This window comes from Bacillus sp. HMA207 (genome assembly GCF_003402455.1).
GTDB lineage: Bacteria > Bacillota > Bacilli > Bacillales > Bacillaceae_G > Bacillus_A > Bacillus_A cereus.
Genome location: NZ_BEZT01000001.1, coordinates 869,105 through 893,510, shown reverse-complemented (window position 1 = coordinate 893,510; position 24,406 = coordinate 869,105). Strand labels below are relative to the sequence as shown.

Here is a 24,406-nt window from a genome sequence, read left to right as displayed (position 1 = left end):
TTGTTCCAATATATGCTTGTACTTATTTAATTAGAACTTATTCTCTTTTACCATTACGGCTTTTCTGCTTCTTGCTGTGGTTCGAGTGGCGGTACGAGTGTGACACCTAATTCTGTACCAGGTTGTAATAATGTTCCTTCCGCCACACTTTGTTCTGTTACGTATCCTGTACCAGAAGGTTTCAAGTTAAGCTGTAATGTCTTCGCTAAATTCATAACATCACGCAGTGCCCATCCTTGTATATTTGGCATTGTAGGCTTATCTCCTACCAAGAAGACTCGGTCGCCTTTTAATGTTTGTTCAGTCGCTTTTGGTACTTGTTGCTGTACTTTCCCTTCACCTAGTACGATTGGACGAAGTTTTGCTTTATCAATCGCTTTCCCCGCTTCAGCCATCGTTTTACCAGTTACATCTGGAACAGTAGTTTGTTGTTCTTTCAGATGTTTTTTCGGATCTTTCACTTCATTTGGCTTAATCTTTAAATACTCTAAACTATTTTTTGTTACATATTTAAAAATATCAGCTAAAGGTTGTGCGCCGTTCTCGTCATCTTTTAATTTCGGCTGTTTAACAGCTACATACACGACAAGTTGTGGATCGTCCATTGGTGCCATACCTAAGAATGAGAATATATAATTCTGTCTTCCTGTCATATAGCCGCCTTTTCCATCCGGAATTTGCGCTGTACCTGTTTTACCACCAACTGAATATCCATCAATTTTATAAGCTGTCCCTGTACCTTTCGGAGATGTAACAACACGTTCTAATAACTGTCTTACTTGCGCTGCTGTTTCCTTTGTAACAGGTTTTCCTACTTCTTCTGGCTTATGTTCTAATTTTACTTTGTCTGTTATCGGATCTACAATTTTATCAATTGCATAAGGTTTCATCATTTTCCCATCATTTGCAATGGCCGTTGCAGCTTGTACAAGCTGAATTGGTGTTACAGTGGAACCTTGTCCAAAAGCTGTTGTCACTTGTTGTATTTGCTGATCAAATAAAATTGTATTCGATCCTTCACCTGATAAATCAATGTTCGTTTTTTCATCTAATCCAAAACTATGAATATATTTTCGGAAACGTTCTGGACCAAGTTTTTGATCTCCTAAAATTGCAAACGCTACGTTTGAAGAACGCTCTACCCCTTCATCAAACGTGATAGAGCCCCAACCAGCACCGCCATTATGATCTTTTATTTTCCTATTTCCGACTTGATATGTCCCGGATTGATAATAATCTTGTCCTTTGTACACACCTTCATTAATAGCTGCCGCTAACGTAAAAATTTTCATTGTTGATCCAGGTTCAAATGCATTGGCAATCGCGTCATTGAAGAAATATTTAATTTGGCGATCATTAGGGTCATAACTAGGTTTAGTAGACATCGCTAATATTTTCCCAGTTTTCGGATCTGCAACAATCCCTATTAAACTTTCTGGCTCATATTGCTTACTTGCTGCTTTCATCGCGTCTTCTAAATAACTTTGGACACGTTGATCAATTGTTAAATAAGCGTTATCTCCATTTTTAGGTGCCTTTACATTAACTTTTCCCCCATCAAGGGACACACCCTTACGATCACCTGTATATGCTACTTCTCCGTTCGAAGCACTTAAGTATTTATCCAAGCTTTTCTCTATGCCAAATTGACCTACCGAGGTTCCATTCTCATTTGGTTTTGCATGACCTATAACGTAAGATGCAAAATCACCGTTTGGATACACCCTTGCATTTTCTGTAATAAAAGATATTCCCGGCAACTTCAACGCTTCTATTTGTTCCTTCTTTTCTTTCGTCAAATCCTTGCCTAACGTTCCAAATTCGACTTGACTTCTACCTTCCTTGTTTAAAGAAGCTAAAATATCCTCTTCGCCTTTTCCAAGTACTCCTGCAATTTTCTTTGCAGTATCTTCTTTATTCTCAACTGAGTTAGCACCTTTTAGTGCAGCTACCATTTTGTAAGAGTTTGCGTCTTGCGCTAACACATGACCGTTTTGATCATAAATGGTTCCTCGGTTCGCTTCAAGAACTCCTGTTTTACTATGCTTTTGTTTAGCAAGTGCATCTAAATCCTGATTATGAACTGTTCCTGTTGATTGTATGTAAAAAAATCGGGCTAATAACAGCAAAAAGAGCAGGAGGAAAAATATCATAAAATAACCTGCTCCCTTATTGGTATGAAATTTAGTCATATTCTTCTTCATCGTTCCTTCACACCTATTGCCTTATTTGAGGCCTTTCACATTATTCGCATTAATTTCTAGCCCGTGTTTTTTTGCAACTTCAGCGATCCGTTCATAGCGACTTAACTTCTCTACTTCAGCTTGTAATTCTTGATTTTCTTTTTGCTGCTGTACAATTTTTTCTTCTATCGTCGCTGCTTCTACATTAACTTGATAAAGGCCTGCTTTATTTCCAATAAACGCGACACAGGCATACAATAAAAAGCCAATAAACGCTACATACAACAGTTTTTCGATTCTTGTAATTTTCGCTTTAACCTTCGGCTTAGCCATCTGCTGTGGGGGCGTTTGAATTTGCACCTCTTCTTGCGCTTGTTGTTTGTACTTTACAGCTAAATTAGTCATACCTCTCTCTCCCTTTTATCGTTTTTCAGCGATTCTCAACTTCGCAGAACGCGCACGATTATTTTCTTCTAGCTCTATATCAGAAGGTAAAATCGGTTTTCTTGTAATAAGCTTTAATTTCGGCTTAAATTCATCAGGAATAATCGGTAATCCTGGCGGCAATTGTGGCGTTGTACTATTTCGCTTAAACGTTGTTTTACAAATACGATCTTCTAATGAATGGAATGTTATAACACTAACCCTTCCACCTGGCTTAACCATCTCAATAGCAGATTCCAATGCTTCTTCAAATACTTTTAATTCATCATTTACAGCTATACGAATTGCCTGAAACACTCGCTTAGCAGGATGCCCACCCGTTCTGCGAGCAGGAGCCGGAATACCTTCTTTAATTAGCTCTACTAATTCTCCTGTCGTTTCAATAGCTTTATTCTCACGATAAGCTTCAATTTTTCTTGCAATTTGTTTTGAAAATTTCTCTTCACCGTATTGGAAGAAAATCCTTACAAGTTGTTCATATGACCAGCTATTTACAACATCGTACGCTGTTAATGGGGCATCTTGATCCATCCGCATATCTAGCGGTGCATCATGATGATAACTAAAGCCTCGTTCTGGTGTATCTAATTGTGGGGATGAAACACCTAAATCAAATAAAATACCGTCTACTTCTGTTATACCTATTTCCTGCAGTTTTTCAGCTAAATAACGGAAGTTACTCTTTACTGTTATAAACTGTTCACCGTATGAAGAGAACTTTTCTTTCGCGTTTTGAATCGCTATCTCATCTTGATCAAACGCTATTAATTTTCCACCTTCAGTTAATTGGGATAATAAATAAGAACTATGTCCTCCTCCCCCCAGTGTACAATCTACATATGTACCATCTGGCTTTATATCTAAGCCGTCTACTGTTTCCTTTAAAAGCACTGTTACGTGTTTAAACATTGTTGCACCTACTCTTTTTCCAATTAATTATGTTGAATGTATCCCTTCCTCTAAACACATATTTCACGCTTAGAGAATGAAATAATACGAAAGAACGACTCATTTAACTTACCAACAAAGGCAACATACTATACAAATCGCTATTTTCTTTTATTATATACTAAATTTTATCATCTTTTGCGGGAATTTAAATAAAAAACTGTCGAAAAAGCGAATAATACGTTTACATTTTGTGCTATTTTGTCATATATTTAAGTATCCAACACAATTGCCATATTTAACACTTTTTTGATTGATAATTCAGAAAAAAATCACTTCACAGTAAATTCAACGGAATAAAAATAAAATCCTGCTCCAAAGAGCAAGATTTTATAGTTTTATAACATGATGTTTTCCGTCCCAAGAAAAAGGGTTTTCCATTACACGATCAACGAAATCCAAACCAAACTGATTTAAATAATAACATACATTCCACACACGTTCTTGCGGTGCACCTAATGGACGAAGTGCGAATTGTATACGGCGGAATTTATTTAGCTGAACCTCATACTTTTTCTCAACATTTCTTTTCAACATTCTTTCCAGCAGTTCAATTTGTTCATTAATTTTCAATTCGTTTTTCCCTGCAAACGCACCTAACCCTGGCTCTATTTTCTTTACAAATTGCTGTAAAGATGTATGAATATCGGCAATTTCTTTTTTCGCCTTTTCAAAATGATCATCAATCGGTTCCTCTATTTGATTAGACAACCAGTTTTCACGCAATTTATCGACATCATTTAAAAACGGATCACTTTCTCTCAATTGCAAATCAAATAAATCCGTCGCTATATCTCTCTCCACATAAGTAATTGTAAGACGAGGAACGACAGGTGGCATTTGAAAACCGACAGTATGGAATACTTGTTGTAATTCACTCCAATAAGCTAATTCTCCTGGACCTCCAATAAATGCGAGCGTAGGAAATACATACTCTTGCATAAGAGGACGTGTTACAACATTATTACTAAAACGTGCCGGATTTCTCTCCATCTCTTCAATCAACTCTTCGTATGAAAAGGAATGCGCCCTATCCTTTCCAACAAACTTACCTTGTTGATCTTCAAGCAATACTCGTTCATTATCTATTTCCATGAATATATGCACTGCATGAGACTTCGTTTCAATAATCGGTTTGTATCCTAGTTCTTTAATTACTTCTTGCTGATTACGAAGCCCCTCTTGCATCTCTTTATACTTACTTATAATTCGCTTGAAAAATGGAATTTCTAACTTTCTTAATTCAGGATGATGTGAATCAACAAGGATTAAACCAGAATTAGCAAAGATTTTCGTAATAAGATGAGCAAAGAAATCTACATACGTATTCGATTTTTTCAAAGCATCTTCAACAAATTTTAATACATCCTTTGTAAAATTTGTTTCTGGGTATGTTTTAAAAATCTCTTCAATCCAATTTCTACAATCTTCAACAGAAAGTTCAGACTCAGAAGCACTCGCCTTTTTCGGATTACGGTCATAAAAAATAGTTTTTTTCATCTTTTTATTTTTCGCTACAAAAGTATGGTTAATCTCATCCATATCATGGTCTTCACCCGCAATCCAGAAGACAGGGACAACTTTAACTCCTAAACTTTCTTCCTTTTCCTTTGCAAGCTGTAAAATTGAAATAACTTTATGAATTGTATAAAGCGGTCCAGTTAATAACCCTGCTTGTTGTCCAGCTATAACAACATATGTATTTTCATCTCCAAGCGCTTTTACATTTTGAAGTGTAGATTCTCCCGCTTGTAATTTTGTATTATATTCTAATAAATGCGCTACTAAATCTTGGCGGAAAAACTCCCTTTCACGCAAATCATGTAAACGTTGTTTAAAAGCATCTTCTGTTAACATATAATCAAAACATGACTGTATCTCTTTTTTACCGTTCATATAGTCCGCTACAACACCTTGTTGCGGAACAGAGATTTCTTTTATCTCCATATAATTCTTCCTTTCGTATCCAGTTCTCTCACCAATCCACATTGTAGTCAATGTTTCACGTAAAAGCAAAGAATAACACTTATACTCTTGTTTCTAACCCTTTTATTGCATCGAACAAAAATTGAAGTGTCGGAACTGGTAGTTGCTGTTTCTTAGCTTCTTCTAATACATATCCAACAATCGCATTAATTTCCGTCTGTCTATTCGCTCTTACATCCGCTAACATAGAGGATGTATTACGAGACGTTCCTTCACACACATTTCGTACCATTTGCCATACCATTTCTTTTTCTCCTCTAATAAGAAATGCGACCTCCTGAAACACTTGCTCCATCATTTGATAAAAAAAACGATTCGTGATTAATTCACCATTCTTAACTCCCAATAGTGCTGTCAATGGATTGATACATACATTTACTACTAATTTTTTGTGCATAATCTCTTCCCAATCCGTTTCTATTTGAACTGGAAAATAAGTAACAGGAAAATAACGGAATATTTTCTTGAAATGTATAGATTGACCACAAACCACTCCAAATTTTGTTACCCCTATCCCAGTATGATGAACGATATGCCCTCCCTCTTTTTTCGCACCATGTTCTACAATACCAACAGCTATATTTTCACTCCCTATTTTCAGCATCTTTTGAAGATGCGACATTCCGTTTTGCAAAAAGATTAATGATGATGCCCCTTCCACAAACGGTAGTACGTCATCTATATGATATTGCTTCACAGAAATAAATATATAATCTAAATTTTGTGCTACCATACTTTCTATCGGTAAAACAGATGGATATACTGTTTCACATCTTCCATCTCTAATACAAGTTACACCTGTTTCATTCAACTCTTCAGCCTGCTTAGCCGTTCTTGTAAACAACGTAACATCTTGGTTACTTTTTTGTAAATAAAATGTATACAATAGACCAATAGCACCTGGTCCGACAATTCCAATTTTCATTTTCACACAAGGGATTCACATTAAGCGCCCTTGCCTCCCCTCCTTTTTATATCTTTTTAAAGTACATGAGCACGCCCTATAATTTCGTTGTCCTCTGCCAAACAAATACACTCTCTTTTTTCGCTATGTATAATACTGCCTATTAATACACTTATACTCTTAGTTTAGCAAATCCTCAAAAAAATAATAAAAGAAATATACTATCTTCTTCATAAAAATAAAAAAATGAGTTATACTATTATTGTAAATATTTTTACTTTTCTGCATTCAACAAGATAACAAAAGGATGTGATGTAATGGGATTCCCAAAAGTTGAGCGCTTGCTCATCAATTATAAAACGTTAGATGAATTCAAAAAATTTAAAGGGTGCGGAGCCCAAGAACTATCTATGCTGGAAGAATTGCAAGCAAACATTATTGAAAACGACAGTGAATCTCCATTTTACGGCATTTATTATGGTGGATCACTAATCGCACGTATGAGTCTATATATGAAAAGAAACGGCGGAGAACCATTCGAAATTACAGGTCCTTACCTAGAACTTTATAAACTTGAAGTATTACCAACTTTTCAAAAACAAGGATTCGGGCAAATGCTTGTAAATCATGCGAAACAAATGCAATTTCCTATTAAAACAATAGCACGTATTCATTCAGCTGGTTTTTGGGATAAATTAAATTTCAACCCCGTATCAGTAACTGATGGTGATTTTTATATTTGGCATCCAGAAACAAATTTGAATGCGGTTACAAACGAAGAATCGGCTTAAGAAATAAAAAAACAGCTGTATAACAGCTGTTTTTTATTTCTTAAGCTTCTCTAACTTCTCATTCGAGCGAGCATTGTTTCTTTCCGCTACCATTACACTTCTTTTTTGATCGATATAATCAAGTAATGTTCTATACTCTTCTTCATATACTGATAATCGCTCCAGAAGGCGCTCTCTTTCTGTTTGTAATGATTCAACTTGTTGTTGCAACACCGTTAAAGAGTTTTCATCTTTATAATTTTGCAAGAAATCAATAACATCATTCAACGTAATTGACGTAGGTTCTAACACCTTTGTCTCTTTCACTTCATAATGTTCTACTTTACGAAGTTGCTTTGCTTCCTCAATACGTTCTTTATATTGCTTTCTTACGTAAGAATTCCACCTAAACCCACATGCTGCTGGTGTACGAGATAAATTTTTTCCCACTTCCTTAAAGGCAGAAAGTTGTGTTCCACCTTCTCGAATATGCCGGAGTACTACTTCTGCCAGAAGCAAATCTTCATCATCAGTCCAAGCATCTTGTCTTGTTGTCGCCATCTCTCTAGTCCTCCCTATGCATTTTTTATTAAGCATATGCAGTTACTAGAAAAGATAGAATACAACAACTAAAGATTAAGACAAAAAAAATAAACGCAGAAGATATCTTCTGCGTTTATTTTCCCGCAATTACTTGCTGATTACTTCTTTACCTTTGTAAGTACCGCATGCTTTACATACACGGTGAGCTAATTTCGCTTCACCACAGCTTGGGCACTCTACCATACCAGGTACTGATAATTTGAAATGCGTACGACGCTTTCTTTTTACTGTTTTAGAAGTTCTTCTAAAAGGTACAGCCATTCTTCCCACCTCCTTAAAAGAAATAGTTATTTTCATATGAAGGCCTGAACCAGTCTTCCGATTATTTGTCAAAAAACTTTGCAAGTCCTGCCAATCTTGGATCAACAGTCTTTTCTTTGTCTTCTTCCGAAATCACTTGCCAGTCTTGACCTTGCGTCGGTGCTCCACCAGAAACATCATCACTGAAAATTTGCATTGGAATCTCCAAAAGTATATTTTCCTTGATTACGGGCAGTAAGTCAAGTACTTCTCCTTCTAAAGAATGAATTTCAGCTTCAGTTTCAAATTCTTCTTGTGAAGTTTGGAACACCTCAGTTGTTTTAATGTCAAATGGTAATGTCACATCTACTAAAGAGCGAGAACATGGTAAAACCATGCTTCCAGTTATATGTAGATGAAACGTAAACTTACCGGAGCCAAAATCAACTCTTCCCGTTACATGAACAGGATTAATTTCACGAATATCTTTCTCGACCTCTTTTAGCTCACTTACATCTACCATCTCATCCAATGTCAATCCTTTATTTCTCAATTTATTCAATTGATGGATGGACCATTTCATATCATATCACCTCAAGGCAACAAACAAAATTATAGCTAGCCATTTTATATTTGTCAATGTTTTTTCTTTACACTATAATGAAGTCATCATAGTAAATAATATATAGAGTATCACGTTTTTCAAAAAGATGCTACATCGAAAGGAGAGATTACCATAAAAGCTGGTGGTATTGTTGTTGAATATAACCCTTTTCATAACGGTCATCTTTATCATGTGCAACAGACAAAAAAGTTAACACAATCCGATATAATAATTGCCGTTATGAGTGGTCCTTTTTTACAGCGTGGTGAGCCCGCACTCATTTCCAAATGGTATCGCACTAAAATGGCCTTAGCAAACGGCGTAGACCTTGTTGTAGAGCTTCCATACGTCTTTGCAACACAAAAGGCTGAAACCTTCGCAAATGGTGCTATTTCCATTTTAAATGCCCTACGTGTTTCCGAAATTTGTTTCGGTAGTGAGGATGGACAAATCGAAAATTTTTATAATACCATCTCCATACAAAAAAACGAAGAAGAGACTTTTAACTGCCTTGTAAAACAATTCATGGACGCTGGTAATAGTTATGCAAAAGCAACATCGGATGCTTTCTCACACATTTTAACATCTGAAAAAAACATAGATATGTCACAACCAAATAATATTTTAGGCTTCCAATATATGAAAGCAATTCTGTCACAAAATAGCTCTATACAAGCTCAAACTATAAAAAGATTTGCCTCTCATTATCACGATGAAACATTTAATGACCAACATATTGCAAGCGCGACAAGCATCCGAAAACAACTCTTTAGCGAAGAAGGATCATTTACAACAATTGAACCTTTTCTCCCACAGGCAACCACTTCGCTTTTAGCAAATTACAAACAAAACTACGGGATATTACATAATTGGGAACAATACTTTTCATTTTTTAAATATAGACTCATGACGATGTCTCCAGGGGACTTACGACATATATATGAAATAGAAGAAGGTTTAGAGCATCGTATTTTATCAAAAATACAAAACAGTTCCTCCTTCTATTCATTCATGGAAGCATTAAAAACAAAACGTTATACATGGACTAGATTACAAAGAGCTTGTACACACATTTTAACAAACACAACAAAAGAGGATATACGTAGCGCAAATATAGAACAACACGCACCATATATTCGCCTGCTAGGCATGTCACAAAAAGGACAAACTTACCTTTCAAAAAATAAGAAAAAAATCGAACTTCCAATCCTTACTCATACAAAAACATTCGACCATGCCGCTTTAGATATAGAGAAAAAAGCAAACTCTGTATATTTCTCCATCATGCACGAACCGTTACGCACACAACTATTAAAACAGGATATAACACACCATCCTATTCGCTATGATGAAACAACTACAAAATTCCTATAAAAAACCTCTCTATTTCAGAGAGGTTTTTTCCTTATCCATCTTTTCTAAATATGTTAACGCATCATCCAGCGTATCCACTGGTACAATTTTCATTTTTGTTTTAATATCCTTTGCAGTCTCAAGTGCATCTTTATAGTTCGATTTCTCCACACCTTTTTCATTTGGCGCAAAGAACACTTCAGCCCCAGCATCGCTAGCAGCCACCACTTTTTGATTTATACCACCAATCGGGCCCACTTCTCCTTTTTCATTAATTGTACCTGTTCCAGCTATTTCATGTCCTTTCGTTAAGTCTTCTTCCACAAGTTGATTATATATTTCTAATGTGAACATTAAACCTGCGGATGGTCCACCAATTTCATGAGAATTAATTTTCACTTTCGGATCGACCACTAATTCTCTTTCCGTAACGATAGAAACACCTATACCGACACGTCCATTCCCATTAGGAATCGTCTTTACATTTAAATTCTCTTTCAATTGTTTTCCATTTCTCATGTACTCAATACTTACAGCATCATTTTCTTTTTTCCCTGTCATATATTCAATAAATTGCTCCGTCTTTTCAAACGTTTTTCCGTCAACAGCTATAATAACATCACCAAGCTTAAGCTTTCCTTCTGACGGCATTCCTTTTGCCACACCAGCAACTAATACACCTTTATTTTCAAAAGATACTGAGCGATTTGCACGTTTATATGCATTATAAATTGCTGCATTTTGTGAATCTTTCATCGCATAATTTTGGCGAAATTGATATTCTTCATCACTCTCACCTTTTTGCAATATTTCTTCCGCTTTCGAAATATGTGTATATTTATTAAACTGTGCCGCTATTAAATTCACCACATTTGCTGGTCCCATTGAAACCGTAACAAGCATAAAATCACCAGATTCTTTCGTTCCACCCTCAACTTGAACATAAGGCTCTAATTTGGCAGCCATTCCTGGTTTTGTTATATAATACGGTAAACGTACGTAAACAAGTAACATCGCCAATATAACCCCTATTAAGATTGCATATATAAACCGAAAACGCTTAAACATTATGTTTCTCCTTCCACTGCTCAATTAATAAATAAATATTTGAAATATGTTTTTCTGCTTCTACTTCTCCAACTCGAATAATGTCTTCAATGTTTGTAAAAGCACGTGAACTAAATTGCTCTACAGCTGGTCGCATCATTAAATCCGATGCAATTTGCCGATTCATTACAAGCTCATGCTGCATAATTTCAATACTTTGCATGATTACGTCATAAATGGACGTAACATCGCCATTTACCTTAATTGGAGATACATCAACAGCGATAACAATATCGGCCCCTAACTCTTTCACAACCGATACTGGGATGCGATCAATGACTCCACCATCCACTAATAATCTTCCATCTATTTTTTCTGGTACAAACACTCCAGGAACAGATATGCTAGCCCTCACCGCATCTGCAACTGGCCCACTTGTAAAAACCACTTTTTCCCCCTTCAATATGTCAGTAGCCACAACAGCCGTCGGGATATCTAACTCTTCTAAATTTTTATTATATGTAAACATTTTAATCATATCTTTGACACGTTTTCCAGCAATAAATCCCATTTTCGGTACCGTGAAATCTAAATAATACTTCCGCTTGAAAACAGATGCCAATTTATACAATCTTTCAACGTTGCTACTTGCCGCATAAAACGTACCTATTAGCGCCCCCATACTACTTCCTGCAATCATGTGAATAGGGATACCCGCTTCCCTTAAAACCTTTATTACACCAATATGAGCAAACCCTTTCGCTCCTCCAGACCCAAGTGCTAAACCAATCTTTGGTTCTTTCATTTTTCTCACCCTTTAATTTTTTTCATTCCTTTTTCATACTTATGGTCTAAATTCACTACGTATCCACGTATACTGAAATGAACGTTTTTTGGGACAAAGGGGGATTTACTTACATGTATGAAAAATGGAAAACCGCTTTCCTTACCATATCAACGCTATTTTTAACCTTTTCTCTTGTACTCCACCCCCAAGCCGCTTTGCAAGCTTCTATTCGCGGGTTAAATATATGGTGGGAAGTTGTATTCCCTTCACTACTACCGTTTTTCATCATTGCGGAACTTCTAATTAGTATCGGTGTTGTAAAATTTATTGGCGTTATATTAGAACCACTCATGCGCCCACTTTTTCGCGTTCCAGGGATAGGCGGATTTGTTTGGGCGATGGGAATGGCTTCTGGTTTCCCTGCAGGCGCCAAATTAAGCGCTAGACTACGAAAAAGCAATCTTTTAACTCAGATTGAAGCGGAGCGCCTCGTTTCTTTCACAAATTCTTCTAATCCACTTTTTATTTTCGGTGCTGTGTCTATCGGTTTTTTTAATAATCCGAAATTAGGAATTATATTAGCCGCTGCCCATTATTTCAGTAACTTTGCTGTCGGATTAATTATGCGTTTTTACGGCGATAATACCGCTTACAAAATTAATACACACACTACAAAAAAACGTCGCTTTCAAAACCCTTTTTTAATCCTTCACGAGACACGCTTACAAGAAAAAAGACCAATTGGTAAATTACTTGGGGATGCCATTGTTTCTTCTATTCAAACATTACTTATGATTGGCGGATTTATTATTTTATTCTCTGTGTTAAATAAAATGATTACTGTATTTCACATTACAGCAGCTCTTTCTTTTATTATGCAACATATTTTATCATTCTTCCAACTAAGTACAGATTTTAGTATACCTATATTATCAGGTATTTTCGAAATGACACTCGGAAGCCAAATGATTAGTCAAATAAATGAAACACCGCTCTTACAACAAGCTATGGTAACAAGCTTCATTTTAGCATTTAGTGGTCTTTCTATTCAGGCACAAGTTGCTAGCATATTAGCTGAAACAGATATCCGATTTAAACCCTATTTTTTCGCACGAATTATTCAAAGTATTCTTGCCCCTATTTTTACATTTGTATTTTGGACACCATTTTATGAGAAAGTGAGTTCTTTCTCGCCTATGCCAAAAGATATTCCTGTATTTTTATCCGAGCATCCTTCTATACTACATGAAATTTGGACATCTTTTATACATTATGGACCAATTTTCACATTATTTTGTCTATACTTATATGTTATTTTATTATTTTTGCGCACATATAAAGAAAAACCCCGTTCACTTTAACGGGGTTTGAAACTTTTCTTTTAAAGCACGTTCTACAATAGGAGGTACAAGATCTACTACACTTCCTCCATACCTCGCAACTTCTTTTACAATACTCGAGCTTAAAAATGAATATTGATTGTTTGTCATAATAAAAAATGTTTCAATATTTTCATCTAATTTTCGATTCATAGAAGTAATTTGCATCTCATATTCAAAATCAGAAACTGCTCGTAAACCACGTAATATTGCATTTGCATTACGCATTTTTGCATACTCTACTAATAGCCCACTATGCGAATCTACTTTTACATTCGGGATATCCTTTGTCGCTTCTCGAATTAATTCTAATCGCTCTTCAACTGAAAAGAATGGTTTTTTTGATGAATTGTTTAAAACGACTACGTACACCTCATCAAATACTTTTGCTCCCCTTTTAATAATATCCAGATGCCCAAGGGTAATTGGATCAAAACTTCCTGAAGAAATAGCTATACTTGTCATTCTGTCCCCTCACCTTCATACTTATAAATCGATATTGCAGTAATCCCATAATTCTCAGCTCGTACTTTTACAAGCCTTCCTATTGAATTAGGTAAAACTACATCATTACCATGCTCTGCCATAATTAATCCATCACTATGTAGCAATCCATGTTGATCCATTATACTAATTAAAGATACAATTTTTTGCTCTTTATATGGAGGATCTATCAATATAAGATCGAATGACATTTCACGTTTTATTAGCGCCTTTACTGCACGTTCAGCATCATTTCGATATACTTCAGCTTGTTCCTGTACTCTACAACTTTCTAAATTTTGATGAATTACTTTTATCGCTTTACTATCCCGATCAACAAAAATTGCTTTATCAATCCCTCTGCTCAAAGCCTCAATTCCAAGACCACCACTACCACCAAATAAATCAAGGGCGATACCACCATCAAAATAAGGACCTATCATATTAAAAATAGATTCTTTTACTTTATCTGTCGTTGGACGTGTTGTATTACCAGGAACCGCTTTAAGTGGGTGTCCTTTACATTTTCCTGAAACTACTCTCATCTGTTGTCACTACCTTTATTTCAATCTATCGAGCGATTATAGAAAGCCATTCCCACTTCGGTAACCGTTAACAAACCACATTCACCTAACTATAGGAAAACTCGGCCTCAAATAACCTCTCGTTATTTTTATGTATTCATCTCATCATTCACTAATATGAACCCAATATGTATATTAGTTCCACTTTATCTTTTTTATCCTATCACAAAATAAAAAAAAGAAAAATAAAAAGCCCAACATAAAATTTAATTTCATTATGTATATCTTCATTTAGATTGGACATAAATAATTATAACAACATCACCTTCGATGTTGTTGCCAACCGCGGAGAAGACTTACGTTTCCCCATAAGTTCTTCCTCCGGTTTCTCCTCTCCCTTTGCCTTCTTACTAGTACATGCTAGTATAAGAAGGGCCCTGCTATGCAGGGTTTTTTTTCTTTGTGTGCTTTTCATTTAAAAAGTGAAATGGTACAGTAAAAGAAAGAGGAGGAAAAGATATGATTCAACGCTTTATAGAACTTGGAGAAGGCTACTCTGATTTATATGAATTACTTGAAATTGCCAAAACAAATCAAGAACGTATAGCACATATGTTACAATTTGAAACGATAAAAAACGATAAAAAAGTATGTTCGCTTGTTGTAATATTAAAACCAACTACTACTGGTGATTTCCAACCATTATACATATGTCGTGAAGGCATTCCTGTATTTGAAAATAAAAAAAGTAAACGTGTCATTTTATTTGAAGAAACGGCGGAACAACTCGGAAAAAAAGTGGCTACCTTTACTGTAAAACCATCTACAACTTTCCCAGAAAAAGAACTATTTTTTAATCATTTAATTGGTATTTTACGAATGAACAATTTCATTCCTCCGATGAAATAACACGTTATTTCAAGTGAAAAATCCCCGGCTAAATTTAGCCGGGGATTTTTTCTATTAGCTATAATCGTATTCTTTTGCTCGATCAGGACGGGAATTTTCAAATTCCGTTTTTAAATACGGGCGATACGACTGTTCTATCTTTTTCACAAAAGGAAGTTTGTTCAACTTATGCATCATATGCTCAATTTGTTCCATATCACAATATACTACAGCATATTTTAATCGTTTTGATATGTAATGTATGTTACCATATTTCCTTAAAATCTTGGCATGTTTCAATGAATGTAAATAAACAATCATACTTTGTCGTTGCCCGAACATAATCTTCTCCATCTTCTCCTTTTAAAAACATATATTTTATATTCTATGAAAACCAATCAGAAATTTATAACATTACAGGACAAACTCTGTATACGTTTTCTTCCAACTTCTAAAAAACGGGGTACATCACCCCGTTTTTTTACAACCACAACCTCCGCCAGTACCACAACCTCCACCACAGCCACCAGCATCAAAGAATGGATTTCCTGTTGGCACTTTAATGGAAGAAGACACTTCCGAACCGATTGCTACACTAACTTCGTCTAATAACTTCTGCAAAGCAGTTTCTGCTCTTTTAAAAGCTGCAACCTTATCATGTAAGTCCACAGAACGCTTTAATTCTCTCATTTTCATTGACACGGTAGTATAGTCAGGATGGTATTTTCCAAAACGCTGTACTTCCTCATACCGTTCTTTCATCGCTGTAAATTGCTGAATGAGCGTCTGAAGTTCCATATCTTCATGTAATTCTCTATAATACTTACGATAATCTTCTGCTATATCTGAACAGATAATCGCTTTTGCAAGCTGCTCTGCCTTATCTAATATTAATACGCTTTCTAGCGTCGCTACAATCATGAGAGACACCTCCGAGTATCCATCATACCACATTTAGATTAGAACTACTAATTGAAGTGACTTACTCAAAAGAAAGATATAATGAAACTATTTTTACACTATATCCGTACACACTTATACATTAATATGTTCCGCTATATTATATTTAAGAACATCCCACTTTCCACTATTTTGTTTCACATAACTAATACACGCATTTTTTAATGGTGTCTTAAATGTAATTTCATCTGGTTCAATGGCATGTAAAATCGCTTTTATCGCGTGTGAGTGAGCAACAATAATAATACGTTTGCCAAAATGAGTTGTCGCAACATCTTCTAAAGCAGCAAAGCAACGAGCTACAATCTCTTCATCTCGCTCCATACCTTCTACTTTACCTTCAGCAATCAACTCTCTAACAGCCGCAACCGGCTTCCCTGAAGCTTCTCCAAAATTCCGTTCAACAAATCGCTCATCTAATAAAATCGATTGTAATCCAACTGTCTTTGCAATTTCATTAGCCGTTTCTTGCGCTCTAATTAACGGGCTACTTATAATGATATCCCACGTTTCTTCTTGTAAAGCAGCTGCACTCTGACTCGCTTGCTTCTTACCAACTTCATTAAGCGGAATATCTTCTCGCCCCTGAATAATTTCTTGAAAATTCCAATCAGTTTGTCCATGTCGTACTAAACAAATTTCCGTCATGCTGCAACTCCTTTTTAAATAATCAACCTCTATTGTAACAAAAGTTCTGCATGACGGACATATTTTTCACTTCCAATTAGGTTGCATTTTGTTGCTTCATATACTGAAACATATCAATCATGATCGAAGCAACGGCCAATTGATTTTGAAACTTTTCCACTTTATCTGGTATTGTTTTTTTGAAATGTTGCATCGCCGCTAACTCAAAAGCCTCTTTTTCTTCAGGATTTCGTGTTAATTTTCTATACCAGTACGGTTGCTCTCTAATATAGCGAGATAAATCCTCATCAGCCTTTATAAACTCCATAATTTCTGCTCTCATCATCTTTCCCCCTAATCCTTTTGAAAGAAAAACGGGTTATTTTCTGAAGTACTTTGCTCTTCCTGCGTACGGTTACCTTGAAATTGCTGAATAACTTGTTGCACGCTCCCAATTGCACTCGTCACATTGGCTAAATGGTTCTGCATTTGTTCCACGTCCAACTTTTTAAAAAAAGAAAGCATTTGCCCCATCACATCAGCAGTTTTTTCCTCTTCAGTTCGATTATCTTTTTCTTTTTTATTTTCTTTTACCGAAGAAAACGCAGGCGCTCCATCCGGTCTATAAGTTGCCCATATTGGATCTTCTTCACCAAGTAAGTACCATTCTTCATAAAATTGTTGCCATGTTTTATGACCACTTCTAACCTCATGAACCATTTTAGGGTGATGGTTTACAAATTCTTTAAACTGTTGAACCGATGGATGTAACGGTCCTTTTGTTGTTGGCATAATCCTCACCTCTCCATGTATATCTACTATATAGTAAGAAAAAAAAGGCGCATGGTTCGCCTATTTTTAGACGATTCATGCACCTTTTTTTCTGCTATTTGCATACGGTCAGATTCCCACCTACAATTCAGTGAATACGAAGTAACTAATTTGGTGATGTTAACACCCCACCGCTTACAATTTCACTTTATTTTCGAATAAAGTTTTGTGTATAAAATTTATCGTATACACCAACACCTAATCCTGTAAATTGTTCATTTAATAAATTCTTTCTATGCCCCTCACTATTTAACCAACCTTGCACTGCCGCAATTCCATCACTATGTTGCGCCGCTATGTTCTCACCAGCAAGTTGAAATCCTACTTTCCCGCGCTGCAAACGATCTCCTAGTGTACCTAATGTAGGTGAGTCATGAGAAAAATAATTATTGTCTTTCATATCTTTACTGTGACCAACAGCAACATCTGCTGTTTCCTGATCCCATGTTAATAATGGTAATTTATGACGACTTCGAATGATATTTGTTAAATCAAAAATTTGTTGCATATTCCCATTTTCTACTTGTTTTATTTTTTCTGGAGTCAATGGTTGTTCTGCTATTAATTCACCTGAATAAACGAGCTGATACGGTCTTTGGCGTAATAAAGTTTCATCATCCATATAACGAACACCAACAAGCTCATGTGTAAATTGATCAAAATACAATTGCGCCCATCCATCTTCTACAGGTATTAACGGTTGTTCCATGACTTCGGTATCAGATAGCTCAAATTGATAACTATTTTTCCCTCTTTTTAATGAAATTTCATGCGAAAGCGGACTTTTTTTATATACTTCTTCATATTTTTCATTTATATAATAAGGTGGAACCTTAACTTGTTCACCAGCTGCGTATGCCGTTACAACTTTACGTTCAGAAACTCCAAATTGAACATACTGAGTTAAATCCTGGTTGTATACCCACCATTCATATCCGTATGCAGATGGCTCTATTCGAGAGGGTTCTCCCCACTTCGCTAATAAGTTTTCAGAGTCTTCACCAATCATATTTAAAACAGTGTCTGAGGAGTCTTCCTTAATTTGCTTTTTCTTTTTCACAATTTTATTTTCTTGCTTTGATTGAGATGGGGTTAATATATATTGTGAAACGAGTAATTTCCCGTATAAATCAACAGCTAAAATTAAAAATGTAATCATTACGATACGCAATAATTTCTTCAAACGATATACCTCCTGAACAAAACATAAAATTGAGATATACACAAATCCTTTTCTTTCTTTTTGTGTGTACCGTACTCTTTTCACTATATCATATTTTTGTGAAAAAAGTCTGGATTATCCCTTTTCTCTCAATATGAATTGCACTTTCTTATTATTCATACTATTATAAAAATAATGGTGTAACATTAAAAAAGGAGGTATTATATGCAATTTAAAAATACGAAATTTAATGGAGCCGTCGTTGAATTAACTCTTTTAACTGAAATCATGGAAAACAACCACTTCGTACTTGCCGGACAGTGGGATTATGAGCGAGTTACATACGATTATAAATTTGAAATATTAAAGGATGTTTATTATTTACGAGTGCAAGGAGTTGCTGTTGAAGGTGACATTGGCAGTAGACACGCTGAAGTAAAACTACTTCCCCCCTTATTAGGAAAACATTATTATCCTCACGGCGTTGAATATGGTGATGATGAGACTTTCCCAACGAATGTACTTCAAAAAAGCGAACAACTCCTACAAAATGTCGAAAAAGAGTTAAAAGAATTTCAAATTATTGATTAACAAAAACAAGCGCATCAATATGATGCGCTTGTTTTATTTCCCTTCCCTAAGAATGAATCGTTTTTTTTACTGGATATCCATAAATAGATCCATCTTTTACTTTAATCTCATCTTCCCAAGGAACCTTATATTTACCTTCAGCTAAATCTTTTACAAACGTATATGGATTTTCTTTCACCCCACCAGGAGTTGCTACATATCCTCTTGAACCTAGATTATATATATTATTTTCCAATCCCCATCCTAATCTAGCCTGATCTGCTAGTTCTGGATATACTTCAGCAGTAACAATCTCCCAAGGATTTCGATGTCCCTGTACTAAAGTAGTCCCATCAAAATTACATACTTGTCCTTCACCAAAGTAATAAAATACGCCATCATAACCCGCTAAGTTTACCGACAATGTATACATTAAATTCTGCCATGCATTTGAACGATTGGTTAGCATCCATTGTTCACTAACTTGTGTACTATATCCAGAAATACGAATTAAGACATTTGCACCTTTATAGGCCGCTTCACGAGCTACTTCAGGGAACATGCCATCATGACAAATACAAACAGCTAATTTACTTCCTCCAGGTCCATCACAAACAGGTAAGCCTAAATCTCCAGCTTTCCAAGGCTCGACTGGCACCCAAGGATTTAGCTTACGATACTTCAAAATCATTTCACCTTGTGGATCAATAATAACTGCTGTATTATATGGCTCTCCACCATCAGGATTTTTCTCCATTATTGAAAAAACACCATATACTTTAGATTCTTTACATGCCTCAGCAAATAAGTCTGTTTCTGGCCCAGGCACTGTGCATAAAAATTCTTCTGTAGTCCATTTTTTTGTATTGAGCCCTTGTGTACTATATTCAGGAAATACTATCAATTCTAAACCAGGGTAACCTGATTTGGTCGAATGAATTGTTTTTATGATTTGTTGAATTTGTTTATCAATGTCTGCACGCGATTCTACTACTGGTACTGGATATTGAATTAGTGCTGTCAAAAAACCACTAATCGGCTTTACCATACTTCCACTACTACCCATTTAAACTCCCCCTTAAAATAGTTCGTGTTTATTAAAGATAACAATATATATTTGTAACTCTCTAAAAAACTTGCACTACATATGGAATTATTACGCATGAAAGCTAGTAGTAAATTTTATCTCCACTTTTAGTACACGCCTACACTAACTTAACATAAAAAGTTAGAAAATTCAATCTTTTTAAGGTAGCTAAAAAGAAAAAGCGCATGGAATCCCATACACTTTTTTACTTAATCTGTAAATACGGCGGCAATTGTTGCAACTGCTCCTTATCCTTTTCACGTTCTCTACGTGCCCATCTAAAGAATACATAGCCTATAATTGTACCGTACACTATTTCCTGGACAATTTTCATTATGATACCACCAGTTTGCTGATCTTGTACGACTGGCATCCAGTGCAAAAATTCTGGTCCCGTTATATTTAAATCTGATAAAGTGCCCGCTGGTACACATAGTTCCATCGCTTTCATCCAAGCAGCCGGATCCGTATACGTTGCAAATAACGGGGCTGTCGCAAAAATGATTAACGCACATGCAGGCGTTAATAATATGCCGTTAGCAAACATATAACCAAGTTTCTTTATATCACTTAACGTTTGATATTCTGGTAATGGATTTAACATCGGCCACCACATCATGATTGCTGTAAAAAACAATATAGCGAGACAAATAGGATGAGCTATTTGACTTTGTTTTACCGTATCAAAAACAACTGGTAAATGATAAAAAGAAAACAGGCCGTTAAATACAAATAACGCAATAAGCGGTTTAGCAAATGCCTTTAATATAATTTGAACAAACTTAAAAGAAGTAATGTAACGATATAACCAAATTGGTATACCAAGCAACAGTAACGGTGGAACTGCAATATACATGACTGCCATTTCAAACATATGAGCACTAAATATAATATGGCCAATTAAATCAATAGGCCCTCCCTTTACAAAATACAAAAGAACAATACCAGTCGTAAAATAAAAAATTTGCTTCTTACTTACCTTCGTCGCATTTTCAAATCGCATTCTATATGGCCCAATAATTAAGAAGTACCCAATAAGAATCGAAAGCATAAATAATAAAAAGATTGGACTCCATAAAGCCTGAAAACCAAATATCCACAAGTTACTCATTTTCACACCTACCTTCGTAAGGTTATCTCATAATATGAAGAGGGAGCTGTGACAACACAAGCTCCCTTATTTTTCACTTTTCAAATCCACACGATTGTCATAAAAGCTAAAATTGTAATTAACCCTATTAGCAGACCAGAGTAAAGAAAGAAACTTGCTGCTTCATGTCCTTTATGACTCATATGCATAAAATAATACAATTGAAAAATTACTTGTACCACTGCTAATAGTAAAATAAACGGTACAGAGAAAATCGGACTAAAAGTTTTTGGATACGCCACCGCTACAAATGCAACTAATGTTAAAAAAATCATTAATGCAAACGTAATAACTTGATGCCTCATTTCCTCCGCACTTTTTCTCTTCCGATAAACAAGATCAACTTTAGGATTATTCGTTTGCTTTATCGCCATTGTTTATCCCACCATTCCCATTAAATATACTACAGTGAAAATAAACACCCAAACTACGTCAATAAAGTGCCAATAAATCGATGCAACATAAAACTTCGGTGCATTGTATAAATTTAGACCTCTCTTCGCATTTCTAAAGATTAATGTTAAAATCCAACATAACCCAAACAATACGTGGAGTCCATGTGTACCAACAAGAGCATAAAACGCAGAGCCAAACGCACTACTTCTCATAGTATGCTTAAATTCATGTGTATAATGATAAAACTCATATATCTCAAATCCTAAAAACCCTAAACCTAGCAATACTGTTACTAGTAACCAAAGCTGCATTTTCTTAAAGTTAAAGTTTTTCATGTGATACATCGCATATACACTCGTTAAGCTACTCGTTAATAAAAGCATCGTCATAATGAAAACGAGTGGCATTTGGAACATCTCTTGAGATGTTGGTCCACCATTTGTAGAATTCTTTAACGCTAAATATGTTCCGAATAAGGAAGCGAACAACACTGTTTCGCCTCCAAGAAATAACCAAAAACCGACAAACTTATTTTTCCCTTCAAGGGTTGCTTTTTCAGGCTCTGCTGGAAATGTTTCATTCGTTAATTTTTCATCTACATGCATTATGCCTTGCCCCCCTTATCCTCTAAATCTTCTTTATGAATATGATACCCATGATCATCAATTACTGAACGTAGGAACATTGTGCCAAATGTAATGATTAAACCAATAATTGCTACTAATAACCAGAACTTATCTTTTCCGCCCTGCATATACATCGCACCAAATGCCGCTATAAACAATCCGAAAGAAATGACAAATGGTGAAAACGAAGGATTTGGCATATGAATATCACCAACTGGTTCCGCTGCTGTCATTTCTTTATTACCTTCACGTTTTTCAATCCAAAACGGATCTAATCCGCGAACAAATGGTAATTGTTTAAAGTTATATTCTGGTGTCGGTGCTGGCATTGTCCATTCTAATGTACGTGCATCCCACGGATCACGACCAGCTTTTTCTTTTGATACTGTCGTTTTAATTACATTGAATAGAAGAACAATCGTTCCAAGAGCCATAAACACCGCTCCGATGGAACTAATCATATTCCCCATTTCCAACCCTTGCCCTTCAAGATATGTGTAGTAACGGCGTGGCATACCAATCAAGCCAAGGAAATGCTGAATAAAGAAAGTTAAATGGAAGCCGATAAAGAATAGCCAAAACGTTATCTTTCCTAATGTTTCATTTAATACTTTATTAAACATCAGTGGCCAATAATAATGAGCTCCTGCAAGTAAACCAAATACAACACCGCCAACGATTACATAATGAAAATGCGCTACTACGAAATAGTTATCATGAAATTGATAATCAGCTGGTGCAGATGCTAGCATAACCCCTGTAACTCCACCCATTACGAATGATGGAATGAAAGCTACTGCCCACATCATTGGTGTCGTAAAACGAATACTTCCGCCCCACATTGTAAAGAGCCAGTTGAATATTTTGATACCAGTCGGAACCGCAATCGCCATTGTTGCAACTGAGAAAATAGCATTAGCAACTGGACCAAGTCCAACAGTAAACATATGGTGCGCCCATACCATAAATCCTAAAAATCCAATTAATACAGTCGCAAACACCATCGATGAATAACCAAACAATCGTTTTTTCGAAAATGTTGCGAAGATTTCCGAGAATATTCCGAAAGCTGGGAGTATAAGAATGTATACTTCTGGATGACCGAAAATCCAGAATAAATGCTCCCATATAATTGTATTCCCGCCCAATGCCGGATTAAAGAAACTTGTTCCAAATAAACGATCTAACATTAAAAGTCCTAATCCTACAGTTAACGGCGGAAAAGCGAATAATATAAGCGAAGATGTTACAAATGTTGTCCATGTAAACATCGGCATACGCATATACGTCATTCCTGGAGCGCGCATATTAATAATGGTTACAAGGAAGTTAATTCCTCCAATTAGTGTACCAATACCTGAGATTTGCAAGCCGAGTACATAGAAATCAACACCATGACCTTTAGAGGCTAAAGCTAAAGATGCATAAGATGTCCATCCTGCATCAGGTGCTCCACCTAAAAACCAACTTAAATTTAAAAATACTCCACCAAAGAAAAATAACCAAAATCCGAGTGAATTCAAAAACGGGAACGCTACATCACGTGCACCAATTTGAAGTGGTACAGCGGCGTTCATAAATGCAAACACGAGTGGCATAGCTGCGAGGAAAATCATTGTTGTACCGTGCATCGTTAATACTTGATTATAAGCATCCCCAACAAGAAAAGCGTTGTTAGGAATCGCTAATTGAAGGCGAATAAATAGAGCTTCTATTCCGCCTATTACAAAAAACAATCCACCTGCAATTAAATAGAGAATGGCAATCTTTTTATGGTCTACTGTCGTTAAATAATCCCATATGACAGCACCCATCCCCTGTTTTTTTGCTACAGAACTCACGTTTTCAACCTCC

General features: G+C 35.8%; 28 protein-coding genes. 5 read left to right on the top strand and 23 right to left on the bottom strand.

Features of this window, described 5'->3' with window-relative positions; genetic code table 11:
• Positions 1-53: 53 nt before the first annotated feature.
• The 5 genes from HMAS_RS04965 to panE form a co-directional block, all read right to left on the bottom strand.
• On the bottom strand, positions 54-2,153 hold the full coding sequence (locus HMAS_RS04965; RefSeq protein ID WP_006928288.1) for a penicillin-binding protein: 2,100 nt from the start codon (positions 2,151-2,153) through the stop codon (positions 54-56).
• 72 nt (positions 2,154-2,225) lie between these two features.
• On the bottom strand, positions 2,226-2,588 hold the full coding sequence (gene ftsL, locus HMAS_RS04960) for a cell division protein FtsL (RefSeq protein ID WP_000182804.1): 363 nt from the start codon (positions 2,586-2,588) through the stop codon (positions 2,226-2,228).
• 15 nt (positions 2,589-2,603) lie between these two features.
• Positions 2,604-3,536, bottom strand: a complete 933-nt coding sequence (gene rsmH / locus HMAS_RS04955; RefSeq protein WP_000472508.1) for a 16S rRNA (cytosine(1402)-N(4))-methyltransferase RsmH — start codon at positions 3,534-3,536, stop codon at positions 2,604-2,606.
• A gap of 369 nt (positions 3,537-3,905) precedes the next feature.
• A complete protein-coding gene (gene bshC / locus HMAS_RS04950) occupies positions 3,906-5,522 on the bottom strand; it encodes a bacillithiol biosynthesis cysteine-adding enzyme BshC (RefSeq protein WP_116344711.1) in 1,617 nt (538 codons plus the stop codon).
• Positions 5,523-5,601: 79 nt separating this feature from the next.
• On the bottom strand, positions 5,602-6,486 hold the full coding sequence (gene panE / locus HMAS_RS04945) for a 2-dehydropantoate 2-reductase (protein WP_002182931.1): 885 nt from the start codon (positions 6,484-6,486) through the stop codon (positions 5,602-5,604).
• A gap of 296 nt (positions 6,487-6,782) precedes the next feature.
• Here panE and HMAS_RS04940 point away from each other — a divergent pair, with 296 nt between their 5' ends.
• Positions 6,783-7,256, top strand: coding sequence for an N-acetyltransferase (locus HMAS_RS04940; RefSeq protein ID WP_000506694.1), 474 nt, complete (start codon positions 6,783-6,785; stop codon positions 7,254-7,256).
• A gap of 33 nt (positions 7,257-7,289) precedes the next feature.
• Here the strand turns inward: HMAS_RS04940 and HMAS_RS04935 are convergent, their stop codons facing one another.
• The 3 genes from HMAS_RS04935 to HMAS_RS04925 all read right to left on the bottom strand — a co-directional run bounded on the left by HMAS_RS04935 (position 7,290) and on the right by HMAS_RS04925 (position 8,661).
• A complete protein-coding gene (locus tag HMAS_RS04935) occupies positions 7,290-7,796 on the bottom strand; it encodes an RsfA family transcriptional regulator (RefSeq protein ID WP_000246467.1) in 507 nt (168 codons plus the stop codon).
• A 129-nt stretch (positions 7,797-7,925) separates the two neighbouring features.
• A complete protein-coding gene (gene rpmF / locus HMAS_RS04930; protein WP_001984764.1) occupies positions 7,926-8,099 on the bottom strand; it encodes a 50S ribosomal protein L32 in 174 nt (57 codons plus the stop codon).
• 61 nt (positions 8,100-8,160) lie between these two features.
• Complete coding sequence (locus HMAS_RS04925; protein ID WP_000872149.1) at positions 8,161-8,661, bottom strand: YceD family protein; 501 nt, start codon at positions 8,659-8,661, stop codon at positions 8,161-8,163.
• Between the two features lie 213 nt (positions 8,662-8,874).
• Here HMAS_RS04925 and HMAS_RS04920 point away from each other — a divergent pair, with 213 nt between their 5' ends.
• Positions 8,875-10,056, top strand: coding sequence for a nucleotidyltransferase (locus HMAS_RS04920; protein ID WP_002182932.1), 1,182 nt, complete (start codon positions 8,875-8,877; stop codon positions 10,054-10,056).
• 9 nt (positions 10,057-10,065) lie between these two features.
• Here HMAS_RS04920 and HMAS_RS04915 read toward each other — a convergent pair whose 3' ends face one another.
• Positions 10,066-11,103 (bottom strand): SepM family pheromone-processing serine protease, encoded by a 1,038-nt coding sequence (locus tag HMAS_RS04915; protein ID WP_116344710.1) that lies wholly within the window; start codon positions 11,101-11,103, stop codon positions 10,066-10,068.
• Positions 11,096-11,887, bottom strand: coding sequence for a patatin-like phospholipase family protein (locus HMAS_RS04910; RefSeq protein ID WP_000662588.1), 792 nt, complete (start codon positions 11,885-11,887; stop codon positions 11,096-11,098). The genes HMAS_RS04915 and HMAS_RS04910 overlap by 8 nt, the downstream gene beginning before the upstream one ends.
• A 113-nt stretch (positions 11,888-12,000) precedes the next feature.
• On the opposite strand from HMAS_RS04910, the gene ylbJ reads away from it, so the two are divergent.
• Positions 12,001-13,230, top strand: coding sequence for a sporulation integral membrane protein YlbJ (ylbJ, locus tag HMAS_RS04905; protein WP_000273082.1), 1,230 nt, complete (start codon positions 12,001-12,003; stop codon positions 13,228-13,230).
• Here ylbJ and coaD read toward each other — a convergent pair.
• Together coaD and rsmD are read right to left on the bottom strand one after the other, a co-directional pair.
• Positions 13,222-13,713, bottom strand: a complete 492-nt coding sequence (gene coaD, locus HMAS_RS04900; protein WP_000200601.1) for a pantetheine-phosphate adenylyltransferase — start codon at positions 13,711-13,713, stop codon at positions 13,222-13,224. The two genes, ylbJ and coaD, sit on opposite strands and share 9 nt — an antisense overlap.
• Entirely contained in the window at positions 13,710-14,276 is a 567-nt protein-coding gene (rsmD, locus tag HMAS_RS04895; protein ID WP_001266978.1) for a 16S rRNA (guanine(966)-N(2))-methyltransferase RsmD, read from the bottom strand. Before rsmD ends, coaD begins: the two co-directional genes overlap by 4 nt.
• 498 nt (positions 14,277-14,774) lie before the next feature.
• Between rsmD and HMAS_RS04890 the strand changes: the two genes are divergently transcribed.
• Positions 14,775-15,164, top strand: a complete 390-nt coding sequence (locus HMAS_RS04890) for a DUF7147 family protein (RefSeq protein ID WP_000616017.1) — start codon at positions 14,775-14,777, stop codon at positions 15,162-15,164.
• Positions 15,165-15,218: 54 nt separating this feature from the next.
• On the opposite strand, the gene HMAS_RS04885 is transcribed toward HMAS_RS04890, so the two are convergent.
• The 6 genes from HMAS_RS04885 to HMAS_RS04860 form a co-directional block, all read right to left on the bottom strand.
• Entirely contained in the window at positions 15,219-15,485 is a 267-nt protein-coding gene (locus tag HMAS_RS04885) for a YlbG family protein (protein WP_002082261.1), read from the bottom strand.
• A 126-nt stretch (positions 15,486-15,611) separates the two neighbouring features.
• The gene (locus HMAS_RS04880) at positions 15,612-16,064 is read right to left on the bottom strand and encodes a YlbF family regulator (protein WP_000634366.1); all 453 of its coding nucleotides are present in this window, start codon (positions 16,062-16,064) and stop codon (positions 15,612-15,614) included.
• A gap of 114 nt (positions 16,065-16,178) precedes the next feature.
• Positions 16,179-16,751 carry a histidine phosphatase family protein gene (locus HMAS_RS04875; protein WP_000134946.1) on the bottom strand — a complete coding sequence of 191 codons (573 nt, stop codon included), beginning with the start codon at positions 16,749-16,751 and terminating at the stop codon, positions 16,179-16,181.
• A gap of 76 nt (positions 16,752-16,827) precedes the next feature.
• Positions 16,828-17,073 (bottom strand): YlbE-like family protein, encoded by a 246-nt coding sequence (locus HMAS_RS04870; RefSeq protein WP_001200990.1) that lies wholly within the window; start codon positions 17,071-17,073, stop codon positions 16,828-16,830.
• Positions 17,074-17,084: 11 nt separating this feature from the next.
• A complete protein-coding gene (locus HMAS_RS04865; protein ID WP_116344709.1) occupies positions 17,085-17,522 on the bottom strand; it encodes a YlbD family protein in 438 nt (145 codons plus the stop codon).
• A 187-nt stretch (positions 17,523-17,709) separates the two neighbouring features.
• Positions 17,710-18,744, bottom strand: a complete 1,035-nt coding sequence (locus HMAS_RS04860) for a CAP domain-containing protein (RefSeq protein WP_000735378.1) — start codon at positions 18,742-18,744, stop codon at positions 17,710-17,712.
• Positions 18,745-18,948: 204 nt separating this feature from the next.
• On the opposite strand from HMAS_RS04860, the gene HMAS_RS04855 reads away from it, so the two are divergent.
• Entirely contained in the window at positions 18,949-19,314 is a 366-nt protein-coding gene (locus tag HMAS_RS04855; protein WP_025709069.1) for a YugN family protein, read from the top strand.
• A gap of 46 nt (positions 19,315-19,360) precedes the next feature.
• Here the strand turns inward: HMAS_RS04855 and HMAS_RS04850 are convergent, their stop codons facing one another.
• The 5 genes from HMAS_RS04850 to ctaD form a co-directional block, all read right to left on the bottom strand.
• The gene (locus tag HMAS_RS04850) at positions 19,361-20,359 is read right to left on the bottom strand and encodes a formamidase (protein WP_000535802.1); all 999 of its coding nucleotides are present in this window, start codon (positions 20,357-20,359) and stop codon (positions 19,361-19,363) included.
• Positions 20,360-20,585: 226 nt separating this feature from the next.
• The gene (gene ctaG, locus HMAS_RS04845; protein ID WP_000069022.1) at positions 20,586-21,491 is read right to left on the bottom strand and encodes a cytochrome c oxidase assembly factor CtaG; all 906 of its coding nucleotides are present in this window, start codon (positions 21,489-21,491) and stop codon (positions 20,586-20,588) included.
• Between the two features lie 80 nt (positions 21,492-21,571).
• On the bottom strand, positions 21,572-21,904 hold the full coding sequence (gene ctaF / locus HMAS_RS04840) for a cytochrome c oxidase subunit IVB (RefSeq protein ID WP_000985706.1): 333 nt from the start codon (positions 21,902-21,904) through the stop codon (positions 21,572-21,574).
• Between the two features lie 3 nt (positions 21,905-21,907).
• Positions 21,908-22,531: a cytochrome c oxidase subunit III gene (ctaE, locus tag HMAS_RS04835; RefSeq protein ID WP_000557861.1), complete on the bottom strand. Its 624-nt coding sequence runs from the start codon at positions 22,529-22,531 to the stop codon at positions 21,908-21,910.
• Positions 22,531-24,366, bottom strand: a complete 1,836-nt coding sequence (gene ctaD / locus HMAS_RS04830; RefSeq protein ID WP_153578907.1) for a cytochrome c oxidase subunit I — start codon at positions 24,364-24,366, stop codon at positions 22,531-22,533. Before ctaD ends, ctaE begins: the two co-directional genes overlap by 1 nt.
• Between the last annotated feature and the right edge of the window lie 40 nt (positions 24,367-24,406).

Coding starts and splice junctions, on each gene's coding strand:
- HMAS_RS04965 (WP_006928288.1), bottom strand. CDS start 2,153: ATGATATTTTTCCTCCTGCTCTTTTTGCTGTTATTAGCCCGATTTTTT.
- HMAS_RS04935 (WP_000246467.1), bottom strand. CDS start 7,796: ATGGCGACAACAAGACAAGATGCTTGGACTGATGATGAAGATTTGCTT.
- rsmD (WP_001266978.1), bottom strand. CDS start 14,276: ATGAGAGTAGTTTCAGGAAAATGTAAAGGACACCCACTTAAAGCGGTT.
- rpmF (WP_001984764.1), bottom strand. CDS start 8,099: ATGGCTGTACCTTTTAGAAGAACTTCTAAAACAGTAAAAAGAAAGCGT.
- ylbJ (WP_000273082.1), top strand. CDS start 12,001: ATGTATGAAAAATGGAAAACCGCTTTCCTTACCATATCAACGCTATTT.
- ctaF (WP_000985706.1), bottom strand. CDS start 21,904: ATGGCGATAAAGCAAACGAATAATCCTAAAGTTGATCTTGTTTATCGG.
- coaD (WP_000200601.1), bottom strand. CDS start 13,713: ATGACAAGTATAGCTATTTCTTCAGGAAGTTTTGATCCAATTACCCTT.
- ctaE (WP_000557861.1), bottom strand. CDS start 22,531: ATGCATGTAGATGAAAAATTAACGAATGAAACATTTCCAGCAGAGCCT.
- HMAS_RS04890 (WP_000616017.1), top strand. CDS start 14,775: ATGATTCAACGCTTTATAGAACTTGGAGAAGGCTACTCTGATTTATAT.
- HMAS_RS04870 (WP_001200990.1), bottom strand. CDS start 17,073: ATGAGAGCAGAAATTATGGAGTTTATAAAGGCTGATGAGGATTTATCT.
- rsmH (WP_000472508.1), bottom strand. CDS start 3,536: ATGTTTAAACACGTAACAGTGCTTTTAAAGGAAACAGTAGACGGCTTA.
- ctaD (WP_153578907.1), bottom strand. CDS start 24,366: ATGGGTGCTGTCATATGGGATTATTTAACGACAGTAGACCATAAAAAG.
- panE (WP_002182931.1), bottom strand. CDS start 6,486: ATGAAAATTGGAATTGTCGGACCAGGTGCTATTGGTCTATTGTATACA.
- HMAS_RS04915 (WP_116344710.1), bottom strand. CDS start 11,103: ATGTTTAAGCGTTTTCGGTTTATATATGCAATCTTAATAGGGGTTATA.
- HMAS_RS04885 (WP_002082261.1), bottom strand. CDS start 15,485: ATGTTCGGGCAACGACAAAGTATGATTGTTTATTTACATTCATTGAAA.
- HMAS_RS04855 (WP_025709069.1), top strand. CDS start 18,949: ATGCAATTTAAAAATACGAAATTTAATGGAGCCGTCGTTGAATTAACT.
- ftsL (WP_000182804.1), bottom strand. CDS start 2,588: ATGACTAATTTAGCTGTAAAGTACAAACAACAAGCGCAAGAAGAGGTG.
- HMAS_RS04875 (WP_000134946.1), bottom strand. CDS start 16,751: ATGACGGAAATTTGTTTAGTACGACATGGACAAACTGATTGGAATTTT.
- HMAS_RS04850 (WP_000535802.1), bottom strand. CDS start 20,359: ATGGGTAGTAGTGGAAGTATGGTAAAGCCGATTAGTGGTTTTTTGACA.
- HMAS_RS04865 (WP_116344709.1), bottom strand. CDS start 17,522: ATGCCAACAACAAAAGGACCGTTACATCCATCGGTTCAACAGTTTAAA.
- HMAS_RS04925 (WP_000872149.1), bottom strand. CDS start 8,661: ATGAAATGGTCCATCCATCAATTGAATAAATTGAGAAATAAAGGATTG.
- HMAS_RS04940 (WP_000506694.1), top strand. CDS start 6,783: ATGGGATTCCCAAAAGTTGAGCGCTTGCTCATCAATTATAAAACGTTA.
- HMAS_RS04880 (WP_000634366.1), bottom strand. CDS start 16,064: ATGATTGTAGCGACGCTAGAAAGCGTATTAATATTAGATAAGGCAGAG.
- HMAS_RS04910 (WP_000662588.1), bottom strand. CDS start 11,887: ATGAAAGAACCAAAGATTGGTTTAGCACTTGGGTCTGGAGGAGCGAAA.
- bshC (WP_116344711.1), bottom strand. CDS start 5,522: ATGGAGATAAAAGAAATCTCTGTTCCGCAACAAGGTGTTGTAGCGGAC.
- ctaG (WP_000069022.1), bottom strand. CDS start 21,491: ATGAGTAACTTGTGGATATTTGGTTTTCAGGCTTTATGGAGTCCAATC.